The organism is Marinobacter oulmenensis, assembly GCF_014201735.1.
Taxonomy (GTDB): Bacteria; Pseudomonadota; Gammaproteobacteria; order Pseudomonadales; family Oleiphilaceae; genus Marinobacter; species Marinobacter oulmenensis.
Genome location: NZ_JACHFE010000005.1, coordinates 98,173 through 117,286 on the forward strand (window position 1 = coordinate 98,173; position 19,114 = coordinate 117,286).

16 protein-coding genes and 1 riboswitch are annotated in these 19,114 nt (G+C 58.2%); of the genes, 2 read left to right on the forward strand and 14 right to left on the reverse strand.

Annotated features, from left to right (window positions below; genetic code table 11):
• Positions 1-17: 17 nt before the first annotated feature.
• Positions 18-267: riboswitch (cobalamin riboswitch) on the reverse strand.
• Positions 268-448: 181 nt separating this feature from the next.
• Positions 449-1,072 (forward strand): DUF3047 domain-containing protein, encoded by a 624-nt coding sequence (locus HNR38_RS10685; RefSeq protein ID WP_246362625.1) that lies wholly within the window; start codon positions 449-451, stop codon positions 1,070-1,072.
• A 3-nt stretch (positions 1,073-1,075) separates the two neighbouring features.
• Here HNR38_RS10685 and HNR38_RS10690 read toward each other — a convergent pair whose 3' ends face one another.
• The 12 genes from HNR38_RS10690 to HNR38_RS10745 all read right to left on the reverse strand — a co-directional run bounded on the left by HNR38_RS10690 (position 1,076) and on the right by HNR38_RS10745 (position 16,473).
• A complete protein-coding gene (locus HNR38_RS10690; protein WP_246362627.1) occupies positions 1,076-1,858 on the reverse strand; it encodes a substrate-binding periplasmic protein in 783 nt (260 codons plus the stop codon).
• A 191-nt stretch (positions 1,859-2,049) separates the two neighbouring features.
• Positions 2,050-2,958, reverse strand: a complete 909-nt coding sequence (arcC, locus tag HNR38_RS10695) for a carbamate kinase (protein ID WP_183703684.1) — start codon at positions 2,956-2,958, stop codon at positions 2,050-2,052.
• A gap of 1 nt (position 2,959) precedes the next feature.
• The gene (locus HNR38_RS10700; RefSeq protein ID WP_183703688.1) at positions 2,960-3,961 is read right to left on the reverse strand and encodes an ornithine carbamoyltransferase; all 1,002 of its coding nucleotides are present in this window, start codon (positions 3,959-3,961) and stop codon (positions 2,960-2,962) included.
• An 18-nt stretch (positions 3,962-3,979) separates the two neighbouring features.
• Positions 3,980-5,209 carry an arginine deiminase gene (locus HNR38_RS10705; RefSeq protein ID WP_183703692.1) on the reverse strand — a complete coding sequence of 410 codons (1,230 nt, stop codon included), beginning with the start codon at positions 5,207-5,209 and terminating at the stop codon, positions 3,980-3,982.
• A gap of 24 nt (positions 5,210-5,233) precedes the next feature.
• Positions 5,234-6,682, reverse strand: a complete 1,449-nt coding sequence (locus HNR38_RS10710) for a YfcC family protein (protein WP_183703695.1) — start codon at positions 6,680-6,682, stop codon at positions 5,234-5,236.
• A 243-nt stretch (positions 6,683-6,925) separates the two neighbouring features.
• Entirely contained in the window at positions 6,926-8,431 is a 1,506-nt protein-coding gene (nhaB, locus tag HNR38_RS10715; protein WP_183703712.1) for a sodium/proton antiporter NhaB, read from the reverse strand.
• 181 nt (positions 8,432-8,612) lie between these two features.
• Positions 8,613-10,565 carry a GGDEF domain-containing phosphodiesterase gene (locus HNR38_RS10720; protein ID WP_183703715.1) on the reverse strand — a complete coding sequence of 651 codons (1,953 nt, stop codon included), beginning with the start codon at positions 10,563-10,565 and terminating at the stop codon, positions 8,613-8,615.
• Positions 10,565-11,029 (reverse strand): putative pterin-binding protein, encoded by a 465-nt coding sequence (locus tag HNR38_RS10725; RefSeq protein WP_246362629.1) that lies wholly within the window; start codon positions 11,027-11,029, stop codon positions 10,565-10,567. The genes HNR38_RS10720 and HNR38_RS10725 overlap by 1 nt, the downstream gene beginning before the upstream one ends.
• Positions 11,030-11,357: 328 nt before the next feature.
• A complete protein-coding gene (locus tag HNR38_RS10730; protein WP_246362631.1) occupies positions 11,358-13,478 on the reverse strand; it encodes a TonB-dependent siderophore receptor in 2,121 nt (706 codons plus the stop codon).
• 94 nt (positions 13,479-13,572) lie between these two features.
• Positions 13,573-14,562, reverse strand: a complete 990-nt coding sequence (locus HNR38_RS10735) for a helix-turn-helix transcriptional regulator (protein ID WP_221275769.1) — start codon at positions 14,560-14,562, stop codon at positions 13,573-13,575.
• A gap of 72 nt (positions 14,563-14,634) precedes the next feature.
• Positions 14,635-15,786 (reverse strand): iron-containing alcohol dehydrogenase, encoded by a 1,152-nt coding sequence (locus HNR38_RS10740; RefSeq protein ID WP_183703721.1) that lies wholly within the window; start codon positions 15,784-15,786, stop codon positions 14,635-14,637.
• Between the two features lie 162 nt (positions 15,787-15,948).
• Positions 15,949-16,473, reverse strand: coding sequence for a lipocalin family protein (locus HNR38_RS10745; RefSeq protein WP_183703724.1), 525 nt, complete (start codon positions 16,471-16,473; stop codon positions 15,949-15,951).
• A gap of 209 nt (positions 16,474-16,682) precedes the next feature.
• On the opposite strand from HNR38_RS10745, the gene HNR38_RS10750 reads away from it, so the two are divergent.
• A complete protein-coding gene (locus HNR38_RS10750) occupies positions 16,683-17,252 on the forward strand; it encodes a porin family protein (protein ID WP_183703727.1) in 570 nt (189 codons plus the stop codon).
• Positions 17,253-17,351: 99 nt separating this feature from the next.
• Here the strand turns inward: HNR38_RS10750 and HNR38_RS10755 are convergent, their stop codons facing one another.
• A complete protein-coding gene (locus HNR38_RS10755; RefSeq protein WP_183703744.1) occupies positions 17,352-18,419 on the reverse strand; it encodes a rhomboid family intramembrane serine protease in 1,068 nt (355 codons plus the stop codon).
• Positions 18,416-19,027 (reverse strand): hypothetical protein, encoded by a 612-nt coding sequence (locus HNR38_RS10760; RefSeq protein ID WP_183703747.1) that lies wholly within the window; start codon positions 19,025-19,027, stop codon positions 18,416-18,418. Before HNR38_RS10760 ends, HNR38_RS10755 begins: the two co-directional genes overlap by 4 nt.
• Positions 19,028-19,114 lie beyond the last annotated feature (87 nt).

Consider the following 19,114-nt stretch of genomic DNA (forward strand, 5'->3'; position numbering starts at 1 on the left):
GTTCAGAACCCGTTTTATGGGGCTTCTGGTCCCTGGCAGGTCTTCGGACTCAGGGGCGTGAACCTGTTGGTTCGGCCTTGCGTGGCGACTTCCCGGCTTGGGCCCCTTGAAACAGGACTCCTTACCAGTGTCTTTGTGCCACGCTCGTTCCCCAATACCGCTGCGCGTCAGTTCCGGATTCTCACCGGATTCCCGGCTACCGATTGCAATCATTGCTCAGTGTTTGATCACAACATCTGGTAGCTAACCAAGGATACCGTCACTATATACGGGTCAATTCAAAGCTACAAGATGGGCCTGGCATTTTTGATTTATGCTAATGGCAGTCACTGATTTTCAGGAGTTCCATTTGAAAGCAAACGGCGTACTTCGCAGCACGTTACTATCGGCATTGGTTTTCTCGGGCCTCATTATTGCAAGCGAGGGCCACCTAACGCCTTTTTCTGCCATGAGCTCACTCAATGATGGCTGGGAGGCACTGGAGTTTCCCAAGCTCGACCGGCACACGCGCTATGACCTGGTCCAGGAAGACGGGCAGCAGGTCGTGCGGGCCACCGCGGATAACAGCGCCTCCGGGCTGATCAGCCGGTTGTCGCTGGCGCCCAGGGATTCACTGATGCTGCGCTGGCGCTGGAAGGTTTCCAGGGTATTCGAGGACGGAGACGCCCGCCAGAAATCCGGAGACGATTACCCGGCACGGATCTACGTGGCTTTCAAGTTCCAGCCGGACAAGGCCGGTTTCTTCGAGCGGGCCAAACGCAAAGCCGTGGAGGTGCTGTTCGGTGAGACCCTGCCCGGCAATGCCCTTAATTACATCTGGGCCAACCGCCTGCCCGAGGGGGAATTCATTGCCAATGCCTATACCGATAAAACGGTGATGGTGGCGGTCAACTCCGGGCCGCAGGACACCGGGCAATGGCAGACCGTGGAACGGGACATCGTGGCCGATTACCGACAGGCGTTCGGGGAATCACCGCCGCCCATCGTGGGCATTGCCATCATGACCGACTCCGACAACACCGGTGCCACAGCGACAGCCTGGTATGGGGACCTGACGCTTCATGACCGCTAGAACTTACTGGAGCCCCTCCGGGAAGCCGGGCACCACTCTGTTCCTCCCGAACGACCGCAGGGGCGGAACTGCCCCCCGGGCCGCCAGCTCAATGTAGGCGTTGTCAAAATCGTCCCGGACCAGGGCAGCGTCAGGGCGGGCCAATGAAAACAGCCAGGCTGTATTTCGACTGCGTATCCGGGATTCATGGACCCGATCATCGTCGGGTTCGGTAAGCACTTCCCTCACCGGCTGGTGATAGTCCAGCACATAATCCCCCCTGCCGCGCTCAAGCATGTCGATGGCTGCGCGATGATTGGGCGCATCCAGAACCCGGATATCACTCTGTGATTCCAGCCATTTGCGAAAATCGCCGTAGGTATACCCCGCATGCAGGATAACGGTTGTGTTACGCAGCCGATCAAGATGGTCCACGGGCGGCGAGCCGTCCAGATACCAGGCGCTGAGTCTGACAGGCAGCGGGCTGACCCAGCTTTCCAACACTTCCATGGAGAGCGAGGGGATATTGGTCATCCCCATCCAAAGATCCACCTTGCCGTTACGGAGGTATAGATAGACACGGCTGATCGGCAGGTAGACAAACTCGACCTCGTACGCGGCCTCCTCTGCCACCTTGCGGGTAATATCCACCATGGTACCGGCCGCCTTGCCGTACTCGTCCCGGTAACTGAGAGGCGGGAATTCCACATAGGCAATGCGCAGTAACCTGCCCTTGATTGTGCCCGCGGGCGACAACCCCGGCATCATCACCAGCACCAATAAAAAACCCAGGAAAACCACTCGCATACCGCTACCCCAGAAACGACCCAGCATACCCGCCCGCTTTCGTCTGAATGTTCTAAAGATTATCAGAGCCGAAGCGACCTGCACTGATATGGACCAGATGCCCATTCACCAATAGAGCCCAAAGCGGAAATTCATCTCTAAAACCCGGCGTATGCTTCTAATGATGCATAGTGGGAGGGGATAAGTGCCTGTTAACCCGCCGACACGCGAGTGCCCGCTGATCCTTCGAGGATGGTCACTGCATCCTGCAGACGACCAATGCCGCTGAGCCCGCCCGCCTGGGCAAAATCACAGGCGGCCTGCAGTTTCGGCCCCATGGAACCGGCAGGCATATCCAGTCCCCGCGCCTCGGTTACTGTCAATTCAGCAAGCGGCGCTGAGTGTTCGGTCCCGAAATCGCGATAGACAGCATCCACATCGGTTAACAGGAGCAACGCATCTGCCTCCAGTTGTCTGGCCAACAACGCGCTGGCGGCGTCCTTGTCTATGACCGCTTCAATGCCGACCATGCTGCCGTCTTCCCGGCGCAACACGGGTATGCCACCGCCGCCGGCACAGACCACGACCACGCCCTGCTCGAGCAATAGCTTCAGTACGCGCAGATCCGGTATTTCCTGAGGTTTCGGGGAAGGCACCACCCGGCGCCATTTGTCGCCGTCCGGGGCAATGCTCCAACCGGCGCCGGCGGCCCGGCGCTCGGCCTCCTCGCGCTCATAGACCGGACCCACGAACTTGGTCGGCTTATCGAACGCCGGGTCTTTCGGGTCCACCACCACCTGGGTCAGCAGCGTCGAGACCGGCCGGTCATGCGCCAGGGCGTTTTCCAGCTCCTGCTCGATCATGTAGCCGATCATACCCTCGGTTTCGGCACTCAGGACATCCAGCGGATAGGCCTCATCCGGTTTATAGGACGCGCCCTGTAAGGCCAGCAACCCGACCTGTGGCCCATTACCGTGAGTGACCACCAGATCGTGGCCGGCCCGGACAACGGCGGCCAGGGATCGGGCCGCAACCTGCACATTGTTGCGCTGGACCCCCGCGGTAAGCGGCTCCCCGCGTTTAAGGAGGGCATTGCCCCCCAAGGCTGCGACCACCAGCATGTCAGCCTCCCAGAGTCGCCACGAGGACGGCCTTGATGGTGTGCATGCGGTTCTCGGCCTGATCAAACACAATCGAAGCGGGGCTTTCGAAAACGTCTTCCGTGACCTCCATAGCGTCAATGCCATAGGTCTCCTGGATCTCCTTGCCCACCACGGTTTCGGTGTTGTGGAAGGCTGGCAGGCAGTGCATAAACCGCGCCCGGGGATTGCCGGTTTTTGCCATCAGGGAGGCGTTGACCTGGTAAGGCATCAGCAACTTGATGCGCTCGGCCCATTTTTCCTTCGACTCACCCATTGAGACCCAGACATCGGTATACACAAAATCAACCCCGGCAACAGCGGCATCGATATCATCGGTAATGGTGATGCGGGCCCCGGTTTCCGCCGCCAGTGCGCGGGCCTCCTCCTGCACAGCCTGCTTGGGCCAGCAGGCCTTGGGTGCGCATAAACGCACGTCCATGCCCATCTTGGCACCGCCGATCAGCAGGCTGTCGCCCATGTTGTTGGCGGCATCGCCAATAAACACATAGGCCACCTCCCGCAGCGGCTTTTCCACATGCTCCTGCATGGTCAGAAAGTCCGCCAGTATCTGGGTAGGATGAAATTCGTTGGTCAATCCGTTATAGACTGGCACGCCCGCATACTGTGCCAGTTCTTCCACAACCGATTGCCCGAAACCACGGTATTCAATGGCATCGTATACCCGGCCAAGCACCCTTGCCGTGTCCTTGACCGACTCCTTGTGCCCGATGTGGGTTCCGGTCGGGCCCAGGTAGGTTACCCGGGCGCCCTGATCAAAGGCGGCGACCTCGAACCCGACCCGGGTTCGGGTGGAGTTTTTCTCGAAGATCAGCGCGATATCCTTACCCGCGAGATTAGGTACTTCGGTACCTGCATACTTGGCGGTCTTAAGATCCGCAGACAGCTTCAGCAGGAAAGCAATTTCCGTGGGGCTGAAATCCCGAAGCGTCAGAAAGTGTCGGTTCTTTAGGTTGAAAGCCATGAAACATCTCCTTTGCTGTCAGACCGCGTCCCGGATGGTTGGGCAACTCATGCAGCGACCACCGCCCCGACCACGGCCGAGTTCGGCACCCGGTATGGCCAACACCTCAATGCCCGACGCCGACAGCGCCGCATTGGTATCGTCATTGCGGTCATAACCGACAACCAGTCCAGGGCTCAGGGCCAGCACATTGTTGCCATCGTTCCACTGTTCCCGTTCCCGCTCCTCTGGTGTATTGCCGCCGGTTGGCACGACTTCCAGGGCCGGATAACCGAGGATCTCCGCGACTACCTCAAAAAGATGGCGCGAGTCCCGCTTGAAGGACAGTGTCTTGCCGCCCTCGCCGGGGCGCAGGTCATAACAGGTTACCCCATCGGCCACCTCCTTGAAGGCAGTAACCACGTTGCCACCGCAGAAGGTAAAGACGGTATCCAGATGCATGGCGGAACGGGCTTTCGGCAACTGGCAGGCGATCACCCGATCCACCATACCGCTATCAAACAGGGATTTTGACAACTGCCCAATGGCCTGGGGTGAGGATCGTTCGCCCATGCCCACCAGAACCGTTCTATTCCCCAGAGGCATGACATCCCCGCCCTCCAGGGTGGCCAGGCCATGATCTTCAAGTGGATCGCCCCAATGCACGGTCACCTTGCCGGCAAATTTCGGGTGGAACCTGTAGATGGCGGCCATCAGAAGGGTTTCCGGCTTGCGGGCAGCCCAGAACATGGGATTCAGGGTGACCCCACCATACACCCAGGCGCTGTTGTCGCGAGTGAACAGGAAGTTGGGCAGCGGCGGCAACACAAACCCGAAACGTCCCAGATGGTTGCCAAACAGTCCAACCGGATCAAAAGGCAAATCCCCCACTTCAAGGCCACCGATCAGGAATTCCGCCAGTCTTTCCCCGGGCAGTTCCTCCATCCAGGCCTTCAGATCCGACACCATGCCCACGCCGATGTGGTTCCAGTTGATCCGGTGGTCCAGAATCCAGGCCCGGCCCTCGGGGATCGCCAGGGTTTCCGCCAGCAGCTCGTTAACATCCAGCACCTCGACGCCCTGGCTGCGCATGACGGAGGCAAATACGTCATGATCCTTCTGTGCCTGCTTGACCCAGAAAACATCATCAAACAGCAACGCATCACAATTCGAAGGTGTCAGTCTGCGGTGAGCCAGTCCCGGCCGGCAAACGATGACCTGACGCAGCTTCCCGGTTTCCGAATACACTCCAAGTGATTGTTCAGACATAACAAAACTCCTTTTTTTGCATGCTTACAGCATGGTGCCCAGGCTGATAACAACGCTGATAAACACGGTCAGAATAAGCAGCAGCGGCCAGATAAAGGCAAGCCAGCGATCATAGGACACCCGCCCTATGGCAAGCCCACCTACCACAACGGCAAAGGTCGGGTTGATCAGATTCACCAGGCCATTGGCAGATTGGTATGCGGTAACCACCAGGTCTCGCCCAACGTTGGCAAAGTCAGCCAGCGGCGCCAGAATCGGCATGGACAGAACGGCAAGACCAGAGGACGAGGGCACGAAGAAACTCATACCGACCTCGATCCAGAACATCAGGTTGATAAAGGCCAACTCCGGTAGCCCCCCCAGGGAGGTTTCCGCGCTGTGCAGAATGGTGTCGGCGATCATGCCCTGCTCCATGATCACCACAATGCCACGGGCAAGCCCAACCACCAGGGCCACGCCCAGCAGATCCCGGGCACCATCCACGAAGCTGCCGGTCAGTTCCTTCTCACCCAACCGTGCAATAAGCCCGATCAAAATCGCAGCCCCGAAGAACAGGGCCCCCATTCGGGCCATCCACCAACCCTGTGAGGACACCCCCCAGATCATCACGGCAAAGGTTATGCCGAAGATGATCAGTGAAATGATCTGGGTTCTGGTTAGGCTCGCGCTGTGCATTTCTTCTTCGTGTGCTTCCAGAAACAGCTTCCGGTGGGCAGCCCACTGTTTTGATACCACCGAGCGGGAAGGGTCGGCCTTCACCCGCCGGGCATACCGCATGACGTAGGCAATACAGATGAGCAAACCACCAATCAAAAGAATAAATCGCAGGATAATACCGTCGGTGAAGGGAATGCTGGCCGCATTGGCCGCAATGACGGTAGCAAAGGGATTGATGGTGGAGCCAAGCACGCCGATGCCGGCCCCGATCAGGATGATGGCAACACCTGTGACGGCGTCGTACCCGGCGGCCAGAATGACGGGAACCAGAATCGCATAGAAAGCCAGGGTTTCCTCTGCCATTCCGTAGGTGGTGCCACCCAGGGCAAACAGCGTCATCAGGATAGGGATCATCCAGATTTCATGGCCTTTCAAATGACGCATGGCGCTGCGTATACCGGTATCGATGGCACCGGTCGCGTTCATAACGCCGAGAAAGCCACCCAGGAACAGCACGAACAGTGCGACATCGATGGCATTGGCGGTATAGCTGTCGGGATCGTAGAACCCGGCTGTTGGCGCCAGAATGACATCAACAAAGCCCTGGGGGTTAGGGGCCACTGTCTCATAGGTACCCGGTACCGCCACTTCCCGACCAACCTCGTCATTCATGACCCGCTCATACTGGCCTGCCGGGATGATCCAGGAAAGCGCCGCAACCACGGCGATCAGACAGAAAAGAATGGTGTAGGCGGTGGGGAATCGCGAGGCAAGGTCGCTTTCGGGGTTTTCCGGGGGATTGGGAACATTATCCATGGTGCACCTCCTCTCCTTGAACGCACATGACGAACCCATCGCATGGTGCAGGCAGAGTTTCCCGGGATGCTCGGAAATCCATAAGTGCGCACGCAAAGGCTACACACCACTGCATCCATGCAACACAACAGCTTAAATCATACCTCCATAAGAGGAGTTGCAGTATTACAATTACTGGTTAGCCGGACCAGAGAGGCTTGTGCTTGATGAGAAGTGGGCATCAATCCCCGCATGATTGATGCTTCAAATGTGGTTCACCACCATGAAAAGCCCAACACCGCCCATCACCACGGTATACGGCAGTGCCATGATCACCATGCGCCCGTAGGACAGGCGCACCAGGGGTGCGATGGCAGAGGTCAGCAGGAACAGGAAGGCTGCCTGGCCATTGGGTGTGGCAACGCTGGGCAGATTGGTACCGGTGTTGATGGCGACCGCCAGGGCCTGGAAGTGATCGTAGTCGATGCTGCCGGCTTCCAGCGCCTGCTTCACCTCACTGATGTAGACGGTGGCCACGAAGACGTTGTCGCTGATCATCGAGAGCAGGCCATTGGCAATGAAGAACATCCCCGGCTGCTGACCCTCCGGCAGGGCCAGCACATGATCGATGATGGGCTTGAACAGATGCTGCTCGTGGATCACCGCCACCACGGCGAAGAACACCACCAGCAGCGAGGTGAACGGCAGGGATTCCTGGAACGCTTTGCCGATCTGGTGCTCGTCTGTTACCCCGGTCAGTGAGGTAATCAGGATGATCACCAGCAGGCCGATCAGGCCAACTTCGGCAATATGGAAAGCCAGGCCGAATACCAGGATCACCGCGGCAATGCCCTGCACCCAGAGCGCCGCCTGATCGGATTTGGTACGACGGGCCCTTTCGTTCTCGGCGAATTCCTCCAGTACCCGGCGTACGGGACGGGGCAGGCGGCCGCCGTAGCCAAACCAGCGCAGTTTCTCCAGCAGCCAGCAAGTCGCCAGACCCGCCGCCAGCACCGGCAGGCTCACCGGTGCCATGTTCAGGAAGAAGCTGACAAAATCCCAGCCCACCACCTTGGCAATCAGCAGATTCTGTGGCTCACCCACCATGGTGGCAACACCACCCAGGGCGGTACCGATGGCCCCGTGCATCAGCAGGCTGCGCAGGAAGGCTCGGAAATCCTCCAGATCCCCCCGGTGCAGCTCAATGACCTCGTCGTCGCTGTTGGCGTTGTGGTCCTTCTGCTGATACCCCTTGCCGGAGGCAACCTTGTGATAAACGGAGAAAAAGCCCACCGCAACACTGATGATAACAGCGGTCACGGTGAGGGCATCGAGAAACGCTGACAGCAGTGCGGCAGCGCTGCAGAACAGCAGGGACAGCGCCGATTTTGAGCGTACCCCCACCAGAATCTGGGTAAAGGTCACCAGCAGCAGCTCTTTCATGAAGTAGATGCCGGCCACCATGAACATGAGCAGCAGGATCACGGGGAAATTGGTCAGAACCTCGTTATACACCGCCTCACTGGTGGTCAGCCCGATCAGCAATGCTTCCACTGCCAGCAGCCCGCCGGGCAGCAGGGGATAGCACTTCAGCGCCATGGCCAGGGTAAAGATGAACTCAGCGATCAGCAGCCAACCCGCAGTGACCGGCCCCAGGATGTACATGACAAACGGGTTCGCAATCAGGAACAGCAGGATCACCTGCTTGTACCAGACCGGAGCCTTACCAAGAAAATTGCTGGTGAAACCGGATAGGACGCTACTGGGCATGACGCGTTTCTTGTCTGACGAGGGTGGCTGCCATGAAAGCATGCAGCAGCAGGCTGCGGACTTCCTTGATATATGTGCACCGGGTGATAGCCGAAGGTCGCAACGCATTCAGCAGGCGCGGGGACAGGCGAAGCCGGTGCGACCAGCATTTTACTGGTATTTGGGGATGGTTACGAGTGTGTTACTCAACCAACCGCCTGGACGCGGTCGACACAGGCAGGTCGAGCGGGTAGGAAGTCGCAGGGTCCTGCAGGAGCGCAATCAAATCCGCCAGCGGCATGGGTCGATGCGCGTGATAGCCCTGAATCAGGCTGCCGCCCATCTGCTCAACCAGTTGCCACTGGGCCTCGTTCTCCACACCTTCAATCACGCTTTTCATATAAGCCTGTTCGGCCATGGCAATGATGGATCCCAGAAACCGGGCCTTGTCTTCCGAGAGTTCGATGCCATCCACAAAACAGCGATCAATCTTGAGCCGCTGCACCTTCAGCTCACGCACATACTCCAGCGAGGAATGGCCGGTGCCGAAATCGTTCAGGGCAAAAGACACGCCCAGGTCACGCAACTGGCCGATCAACCGGTTGATGGTTTCAAATTCCAGCGCCGCGTTGTCTTCGGTGATTTCCATACAAAGCGCATTGCCCGGAACGCCCGCGTCGATCAGCAGGCTCTGAACCTGATCCACCAGTTGGTCCGTCAGCATGGACGGATTCAGGTTGATCGACAGGTTGCCATGGAAACCCAGATCCTTATAGAGCTCTGCGGTTTCCCGGGCAATCCGGCGAAACAGCCAGCGGCCCAAATGCCCGCCCAGGCCCAGACGCTCGCACAGGTCCACCACCCGATTGGGTGGGATGGCGCCCAGCGACTCGTGCTGACAACGCAGCAACACCTCCGCGCCGGTGACGTAGTTTCGATCCATCGTACTGACGATGGGCTGGTAGACGATATGCAGTTTCAACGGACAGGGCTCATGGTTGAAGAAACGGCTCAGACCGGAATGAATCTGGGTTTCCTCTTCAATCCGTTTCCGGAGGTTCTCACCGTTGATAAAATAGGAATGGCCTTCCTCATGGGCCTGAGCCAGTGCCCGATGAGCCTGCTGATACCGGATCGACCAGCCAGAGCCGTCCCCGACACAGGGCGGATCAATGCCGAAAATCGCCGATATGTGCAGGACCGACTCCGGTTGGCGCCAGTCGAAAGTGGTGGCTTCCACCAGAAGACGAGCTGTCTGCTCGAGACTGATGCCCTCCCGGGGGGAAAGAAACATGACAAATTCACTCTGGGAAATCTGCACCAGCTCATCCCCGGAGGAGAGGCATTTGCGAAGCTTGCGCACAAAAAGGCGGGTAAGCTCATTGGCCCCTTCGTTACCGTAATCACCGAGCACCAACTGGAACCGCCGGATTTCGCAGGCAACGATGAGTTTGTCTGGGGAAACCTGCCGCACCGTGCGCAGATAGTTACTGTTAGGAAGACCAGTGACCGGATCCATGCGGGACTGGCGGCGGACAAATACCATCGCCAGGGCAAAGTAGATGAAGACCGCAATCAGCGCCCCGAGCGTCATGAAACGGAGATTGGCAAGCCGGTTCCGGGACGCCTGGACACTGGTCATCAAGCGGCTGGTTTCGTCACCGACAAAATTGTCCGTCACCAGGTCACGGATCTCGTCTTTCTGGGGTTCCCAGGCCGCCAGCACCTCGACCCACCTGCCGTCGCCCTGCTCTGCGAGCGCCTGAATCGGCCCCTCCAACTCCCTGAGCTCGGCAAACAGGTCTTGCAGTCGCTCCTCGTTGTTGTCGTGCTCCCGGGTGGGCGCGGATTCCTCGCTGTTAATCAGGTAGTCATACCGGCTCCAGAGGATGTCGTAACGCAACAAAAGGTTATCCGGATCACCCACACCGCTGGCCATCAGGCGGATCTGGAAATCCAGTTCTCCGGCTTCGTTGTCGAGCTGCGCCAGATTCCAGGACGCCATTCTCAGGGAATTGAGCGATACCGACTGGAGCTTGCGATCCTGGATATAGGTGTAAAAGCTCGCCCCAAGCAGAAAAACGACCACAAGGAACAGAAAAACGGTCGTCGTTCTTGAAAACAGCTTCTTGAGGACGAGGCCACCTTGCAACATCAGTGCAGTTCAATCCGGCTCAGTTGCCATACCATGAAGCGATGATAACCCTCGTTGTCGAGTTCCGTGCGTTGCGACAGTGGCAGCATGACCCAGAACGGACCGCGCTCACGGACACTCATCACCTTGCCATTACGCCGGGTGGCCACAATGGCATCCATGGCAAGCATCTGATCAAGACTGCCGGTTACCCGGTAATCATTGAGTGCAGCCAGGGTAATCTCTGACTCGCTGGCAATCCCGAGGTGCTCAATCACCGCCTTCAGACTCGGGCCGGAAAATTCGACGGTTCCATCATAATAGGGGCTGGTGGTTTCGATCACCGTTTGCGGCAGCGCTTCCTCCAGTTCCGCGCGGTCCAGTACCAGTGTCCGCTCGCCATTGGTTACCTTCAGTTCCGGCCCTGCCAGCACATGTCCTGGCAGGGCCAAAACCACCAACACGATCATCAGAAACCGACTCATAGCATTACCTCATTGCTCGCCTGAATTAATATGCCTTTTGCACACTTTACAGATATGTACAAAAAGGCTCCATACTAATTGCGTAACGAAGAGCTTCGAGGATGTGAAAAACTGCCAAACCAGCCCGCAGCGCGCCTAGCCGGAGTTAAGCTGCCATAGTCAGGTTACTCAAGAAGGGTTTGCGGATTGCTTCGCCCCCGGCGATGGCCCGAAGCTTTCACCCATATCGGCATTGAGGGTCAGGGTTGTCATGAGTACCCCTCCTGTTTTCCGAACGAAATGAACCGGGCCTGTCGAAACAGACCCGGTTCAGGTTACCGGAAAGCCGTCAGAAACGGTAGGAGACGCTCGCGGTGACCTCGCGTTCAGCCCCGTAGTAGCAGTAGTCCAGGCTGTTGTAGCAGGACGCCACGTATTCCTTGTCCAGCAGGTTGTTGACGTTGAGCTGTGCGGTAACACCCGGCAGGCCCTGGCGCGCAAAGTTGTAGGCCAGTGCCATGTCCACCAGGGTGTAATCCGGCACTTCCTCGGTGTTGGCATCGTCCGCCTGCATATCGCCAACGTAACGAACGCCAACCCCGGCACGGGCACCGTCCAGAACACCCTGATCAAAGCGATAACCGGTCCAGAGTGTCAGTTGATGTTCCGGCGACTGGCTGGCCTGGTTGCCCTCGCGGTACGCCTCGGCCTTCTCGAAGGTGACATCGGTATAGGCGTAGCCGGCCTGAATCGTCAGGTTGTCGGTCAGGTGGCTTTTCGCTTCCAGTTCCACACCCTGGGACTGGAGTTCACCGATGGCACGGTAAAACTGTTCATTCGGCACCTTGGTGGCCAGATCCTCCTGAGTGATCCGGAACACCGACAGGGTGTACAGATCCTGGGTGCCGACCGGCTGGAACTTCAGACCGGTTTCAATCTGCTTGCCGGTACTCGGCTCCAGCAGGTCACCGTTCTCATCCACATAGGCATTGGGCGAGAAGGAGGTGGAGTACGACAGGTAAGGCGCCACCCCGTTCTCAAACTGGTACAGCAGGCCAGCGCGGCCGGTGAACTGGGTTTCATCCATTTCCGAGGCCACCCCGGTGTCCTGGTTGGTGTTCTCAATGTCCACCCAGTCATGCCGGCCACCAAAGCTCAGGTGCCACCCGCCCAGGGTCACCTGGTCCTGAACATAGAGGCCGGTCTGTTTCAGTTTGCGTTCGTTCCGTTCTGCAGGGTACATCGCGCTCGGGCCGGCCCCGTAGACCGGATCAAAGGCGTCGATGCTGGGGAAAGCACCGGACGGCCAGACCACCTCGTTATCCCGCTGCTGGTAGTCCAGGCCAACCAGCACCCGATGCTCGGCAGCACCGGTAAAAATGGACCCTTCGAGCTGGTTGTCCACGGTGATGGCTTCCAGGTCTTCTTCGCCGCCGGAATAGTACCGGATCAACTCGCTGTCATTGGCCCAGCCATAGGCATACACCTGCTTGAGGCTCACATCCGATTCCAGATAACGGAACTTCTGCCGTGCCGTCCAGGCCGGGCTGAAGTCGTGTTCCAGATCGTACCCGGCCATGATCATGTCCCGGGTGAACTCGTCGTAGTCCGGCTCGCCTTCGAAAAAGGTGTTATCGATCTTCTGGCCATTACGGGATTCGACCGTGCCTTCATAAGGCAGGCCACTGTGGTACCCCCCTTCCGGGTCCTGCTGCACATAGGCCAGCAGGGTCAGCGAGGTCTGGTCGGTGACATCCCAGGTCAGGGAAGGCGCAATGGCCCGGCGCTCACGCTCGATGTAATCCTGCTGGGCATCGGAGGCCGACATCAGGCCGGTCAGCCTATACGCCACCCGGCGGTCCTCGTCCACCGGCCCGGTCAGGTCAAAGGCAAAGCCACGCTGGTTGTTGTTGCCCAGGGTAGCCCGCACTTCGCCACCGCTTTCAAACTCCGGGCGTTTGCTGGTCAGGGCGACGATACCGCCGGGGGAACTCTGGCCATAGAGTACGGAAGTCGGGCCCTTGACGATTTCAATGCGTTCCAGGAACCAGGGATCAATGGCAAACGAGCTGTAGGAGCCGCCATCGTTCATCACCCGCAGGCCGTCCAGGTAGGTGTTGTTGATGCTGCCACCGGAGAAACCACGAAGGATCAGGTAATCATAACGATTGGAAGAGCCGACCTGGTTGGTGCCCACACCCGGTGTATAGGCGGCTGCCCGTTGGACAGACTCGGCGCCGCGCTCCTGCCATTCTTCACTGTCGATGACGTTGACGGTTTGCGGCGTTTCCATGACCGGGGTTTCTGTCTTGGTGGCCCCTCGGACAGCGGTGACCGAGAGTGCGTCCAGCTCCTGTGCTTCGGAACCGGAGGTCTCCTGAGCCCAGGCCCCGGGGGTGACGGCCAGGCCGGAAAGACAGAATGCAATGGAAAGTGACAGTCTTGAACGGGTGAACATGAACGACCTCATGTGGATTTCACTTATTTAATGCGAATTATTGTCGTTTAGATCCTCAAATTGGTATTCGGAAAAACAAGAAAGCTATGCCAAACAGCAAACCTGTTCAGTCTTTGGACTGCTGCCGGGGGGACACGCCGAACTGACGCCGGAAGGCGGTGGCGAAATTGGTGGAATGGCGATAGCCCACACGGTGTGCGGTCTGCTGCACACTGAGCCCCTGTTCCAGGTATTGCCGGGCCAGCTCCAGGCGGCAGCGGCGCAGATAGTCAAACAGGGGCAAGCCGTAAGTCGCCCGGAATTTGGTGCGCAGACTGCTCGGGCTCATGGCGGCCAGGCGGGCCAGCTCGTCAAAGGAATACTCCCTATGGGGCGCAAACGCCAGCCGCTGGCGAACCAGTTCCAGACGTTCCCGCTGCTGGCTGGAAACGGGAGCCGCAGCGGAGCTACGGGGACTACCCTCGGGAATCGCCCGACCGGCCAGTTGCAGGGCCAGACCTTCAAGGACCAGCGATCGCTGCAGATCCGCCAGCGTGGACAGATCGCTGTCCGACAACTGCGCCATCAGGGCCGGTGGCACATGCCAGACATGCAGTGGGTCCTGGACCCGTGACAGCAGTTGATGCAGCGTCGGTGGCGCTGCCCGGCCCACATCGGCCCCCCTGGGATCAAACGCCAGGGTCACCGTGTTCAGAGAAGCCTGTGGCTGCTGCAGGGCCTGCAGGGCATATTCCGAATGCAGCTGCATGGTCACGGCCATTCCCGGCTGCAGTTCGCGCTCCATGGCGCCAATTCTCAGTTGAACCTGCCCCGCCAGGACCACCAGCACCAGCAACGGCGCATGGCCAAAGGAAACCGACTCGTAGGGTTGGTGAATGGCCAGGTCGGAGAAGGTAAAGCGGAAGCCGGAGCTCAGCGAGTGCTCGTCAATACAGCCTTCGGCGACCACGCTATCTTCTGCGTTGCCATCATGGTGGGGGGCATCGGGAAAACGGTAGTCGATGGCGTAGTGGGCGCCGAATTCCAGGAAGTCGCGGACCCGGTAACGCTGGCCGCGTACTTCCTGATTGCCGCTTTCAGAAGGGATTGATGACAAGGGCACGCTCAGGAGTCATGACTGAAGTGCCCTATACTACCGCCTTTCCCGCAGCGGATTGAACAGGCGCTCCTAGAGCGCGGCGCGGAAGATGTCGCCGACTTCCCTGTCGCTCAGCCAGCGCGGGTTGGTCAGGGCACAGACGTCTTTCTGGGCATTACCCACCATGGTCTCGATGTCTTCTTCCTTGACCCCCAGTTCAGCCAGGGATTTGGGAATACCGACATCGTCGGCCAGTACCCGAATGGCCTCAATGGCCAGTTCACCGGCGTCCCGTACCGACAGCCCTTCGACCTCTTCGCCCAGGGCAGCGGCGATATCGGCAAAACGCTCCTGCCGGGCCATCAGGTTGACCTGACAGACATGGGGCAGCAACAGCGCGTTGCAGACACCGTGGGGCAGATCGTAGAAACCGCCAAGCTGATGCGCCATGGCATGCACATAGCCCAGGCTGGCGTTGTTGAACGCCATACCGGCGAGGTATTCGGCGTAAGCCATACGGTCCCGGGCTTCCATATCATCGCCCCGGGCGACCGCCTTGCGCAGGTACTTGCCGATCAGATCAATGGCCTGCAACGCACAGGCGTCGGTAATCGGGGTGGCGGCCGTGGACACGTAGGCTTCGATGGCGTGTGTGAGCGCATCCATGCCAGTGGCAGCGGTCAGTGACGGTGGCATGCCCACCATCAGCGCCGGATCGTTCACCGCCACATCTGGCGTAACCCGCCAGTCAACAATGGCCATTTTGACGTGGTTGGAGGTGTTGGTGATGATGGTGAAACGGGTCATCTCACTGGCCGTGCCGGCCGTGGTGTTGATGGCAATATAGGGCGGCAGGGCTTCAGACGCCTGGTCCAGGCCTTCGTAGTCATGGATCTGGCCGCCATTGGTGGCCACCAGGCCGATGGCTTTGCAACAGTCGTGGGCGCTGCCACCACCGAGTGAAATCAGCATGTCACAGCCGTTGTCCTGATAGACCTTCAGGCCATCGGCCACGTTGGTATCGGTCGGGTTGGGCACGGTTTCATCGAACACCACGCTGGCGATGTCAGCGCTGCCAAGCAGTTCCGTGAGCTGGGCGGTCACACCGAGCTTGGTCATGCCCTTGTCGGTCACGATGAGCGGCTTCTTACCACCCAGCATGGCAATGCGGGACGGCACGGTCTCAAAGGCGCCCTCCCCCAGCAGGGATACGTTCGGGATAAAAAATTCCTGTACGGCCATAATCTCCTAACCTCCTGTTGATGTGCCCTGTTATCCCGATTTGCTGGAAAACCCTCAGGCACGCGTGAACCTCCTTTACGATCAAAGGCAGGGCGTCAGGATAGGCTGTATGTTAAAACTGACGTGTTGACGCACGTCAGATTTGAGAAAGCTCTCCAGGGCTCAGTCCGGTGAATGATCAACCAGGATCAGTTCATCAAGATCGAAACCTTTGGTCCGTGCAATCTCCCGGAACTCGGACAGCGTCTGGTCGCTGACTTGTGGGGTTCGGGACATCAGCCAAAGATAGTCACGGTTGTAACCGGTGATGTAGGCCGTGTGATAGTCCTTATCCAGGCCAAAAACGATGTAGGACGCATAGAAGGGACCAAAAAAGGAGACCTTCAGGTGCCCGGTGTTCTCATCATCCACATACACCGCCCGGCCCTCGGCTTCTTCCCATTCTCCGGTTTCAGCGTTGTAGCCCCGATTGATCACACCAATGCTGCCATCGTCATTGAGGGTGTATTCGGCCGTCACCTGGCTCAAGCCCTCCTCGAACGAGTGATCCAGACGGGCAATTTCATACCAGGTGCCCAGATAGCGGGACTGGTCAAACCCGGAAACGGGTTCGATGCCATCCGGGACGCCGGTGCAGGCAGACAGCAGGGCCGCAAGTGCCAGAATAATTAACGGTGCTTTTCTCACGGGTAGATCCTTGTCGTGAATGGAAATATGCGGACAGGTACGTGTCTTTCCCCTGTCTGTATCAGTCCCTAACGCGTCTTACATTTCCTTTTCATGACAACATGTTAGTGGAGTTTTAATCCCGAACGGCCGTTTTATTCGTTAGGGTGTTTGCCAGACGGGTCGGACAACGGCCCGAAAGCCTGAGCAAAAGTAAGGGAGATTTCTTTATGAATACCCGTACCCAGATCATGTTTGCCACCGTACTGTCCGCTTCCGTACTCAGTGCCCCGGCGCTGGCCGACAAACGCAACAATTCCGGGCTCTACCTTGGCGGTAGTTACGGCTGGTTCAAGTCCCACGGTGGGGAATTCGACGACAACAATGACCTGTTTGCCGGCACACTCGGCTATCAGTTCAACGAGTATTTCGCAGCTGAAGCGGAGTATCTGGATTTCAGTGAGTTTGGTAACGATGACGAGGTCAATGGCGACCTGAAAGGCGTTGGCGTTGCTGCCAAGGCCCGTCTGCCACTGACCAACACCTTTGGTGTATACGGTCGTGCCGGTGTCTATGCCTACTCACTGGATGTGGATGCCTTTGATGAATCCGAAACCTACGATGAAGTCAGCCCGTTCGTTGGTGCCGGTGCCGACTTCCGGATGACCGATTCGCTCACTGCGTTCGTGGAATACAACCGGTATAACGTGGAAGTGGACGAAGACGACTTCAACGGCCAGGTCAACAACGATGGCCCGGACTTCGATACTGCTCGCGTGGGTATGCGCTTCCAGTTCTAACCGGTGGCCACTGCATAACTGGGCTGTCCCAGGCAGAAGCCCCGCATGCTCCGGCATGCGGGGCTTTTTTATGGCAAAGCCGCGCCCGTCGTTGAACTGTCAGCGCTGGACCACCACTTTGTCGCTATTGAGCAACTGCAACAGAGGATAATTCTGTCTCACCCAGTTCAGCAGCAGGTAGCCCAGCACCAGGCCGCAGACGAACCCACCAATATGCGCCATGTAGGCAACGCCCTGGGCTCCGGTTGCCATCCCGAACACATTGATGCCCAACCAGATCAGGAAGAACACCCAGGGCGCGACTTTTTTCTGATACACAAAGATCATGAACGTCAGGCTGGCCTTGCGGAACCACAGCAGATAAAGCCCGAACAGACCGGCAATGGCACCCGAAGCACCAATCACCGGAATGGTGGATGACGGCTCGATCAGGGTCTGGGCCAGGGCGGCAACGGTTCCACAACCAAGGTAGGCCAACAGGAATCGCCTGTGTCCCAGGGCATCCTCCAGGTTGTCCCCAATGATCCACAAAAAGTACATATTGCCGATCAGGTGCATCCAACCGCCGTGCAGAAACTGACTGGTCAGCAAGGTCGTGAGATGGTTACCGGTGCTGATCTGCTCCGGAATCATTGCGCCCTGCATCGAGAGTTCCGCAAACCGGAGATCCACCATCGATGCAACGAAAATCAGTGTGTTCACGAGGATCAGCGACCAGGTTACCCAGGGCCGCTGGCGGGGGCGAATATTGTACTCCACCGGCATCTGGGTCACGAACTGGAACAGCCAGGTACGCCAACTGGTTTTGTCGTTCAGTCGCTCCAGGGGCTCATGCAGGTGCTCGGCCGCAAGCGCTTCATCAAGTTCCTCCCGCTCAATCCAGATACCGTGGCCTGCCGGGCATCGCTCAATCTCGACCTCATAGCCCTTCAACAGGTGGTGGCGGTCCAGGGTAGCGTCACAGTCCGGGCAGGACATGTCGGTGGACTCGTGGGCCTTACGGTGCTTGCCCTCGATGACCGGCTCTTTTTCATCGTTTCCCAGCGCAGCGTCGAACTCGCCAGCTTCAAACCAGAGCCCACGACAAGAGGGACAGACGTCAATTTCCTGGTCCTGGTAACGGGTGATTTTGAGGGCCTTATGGCGGCATTGGGGACATTGTTTCATTGCGTGGCTTTTCCATTCTCGTTGTTCGGTGTGGAAGGCTCTTCGATCTCGACACCATGCTCTTCCAGTGTGGCCCGTAAGGCCTCGATATTTGCGTGGAGCTGTTTGAGCGTCCGGTTCTCCATCTTATCGGCGGCTTCTGTCAGCTTGGGCACGAAGTAGGACGGGCCATAGGTCCGGGCCTCACCCTTGGTAATCAATTCGTCTACCCTGGCGTAAAAACGGCGGATATCGGACAGGAAACGCGAAGGCGTCTGGAGCGTATGGCGGGAGTAACGCATGGTGTCCCAGACGTAGGTCTGCAGATTGGGATGAAACCGCTTCAGGTCGTAAGGATTTTCCGACTTCACGAAGGTTGCGTAGTCGCGAATGATTCCGACATTGTCGGCCACCTCGTCATAGAGGGACCGACGCAGAAAGTAGTTGTTCTGCATGTCGTCGATTTCGTTAAAGCGAATGGCCTGCTCGAGGCCCTCCTGGGCGGCCAGGTAAACCCCCAGCACGGTGGCCAGGATCATGAACATCTGGCCAACCCAGAATCCGGTTTTGATCAACTCGGAATTGTCCAGGCGGCGGTGCAACGGCCGCCGTCTTTCTTTATCTTCCATGACGATTTCTCCTATGGAGCTGGTGGGGGCGAGAGGGAGAACAATAAAGTTGGTAACCTAAACAAGCAACACCGAAGGTCATAGTTG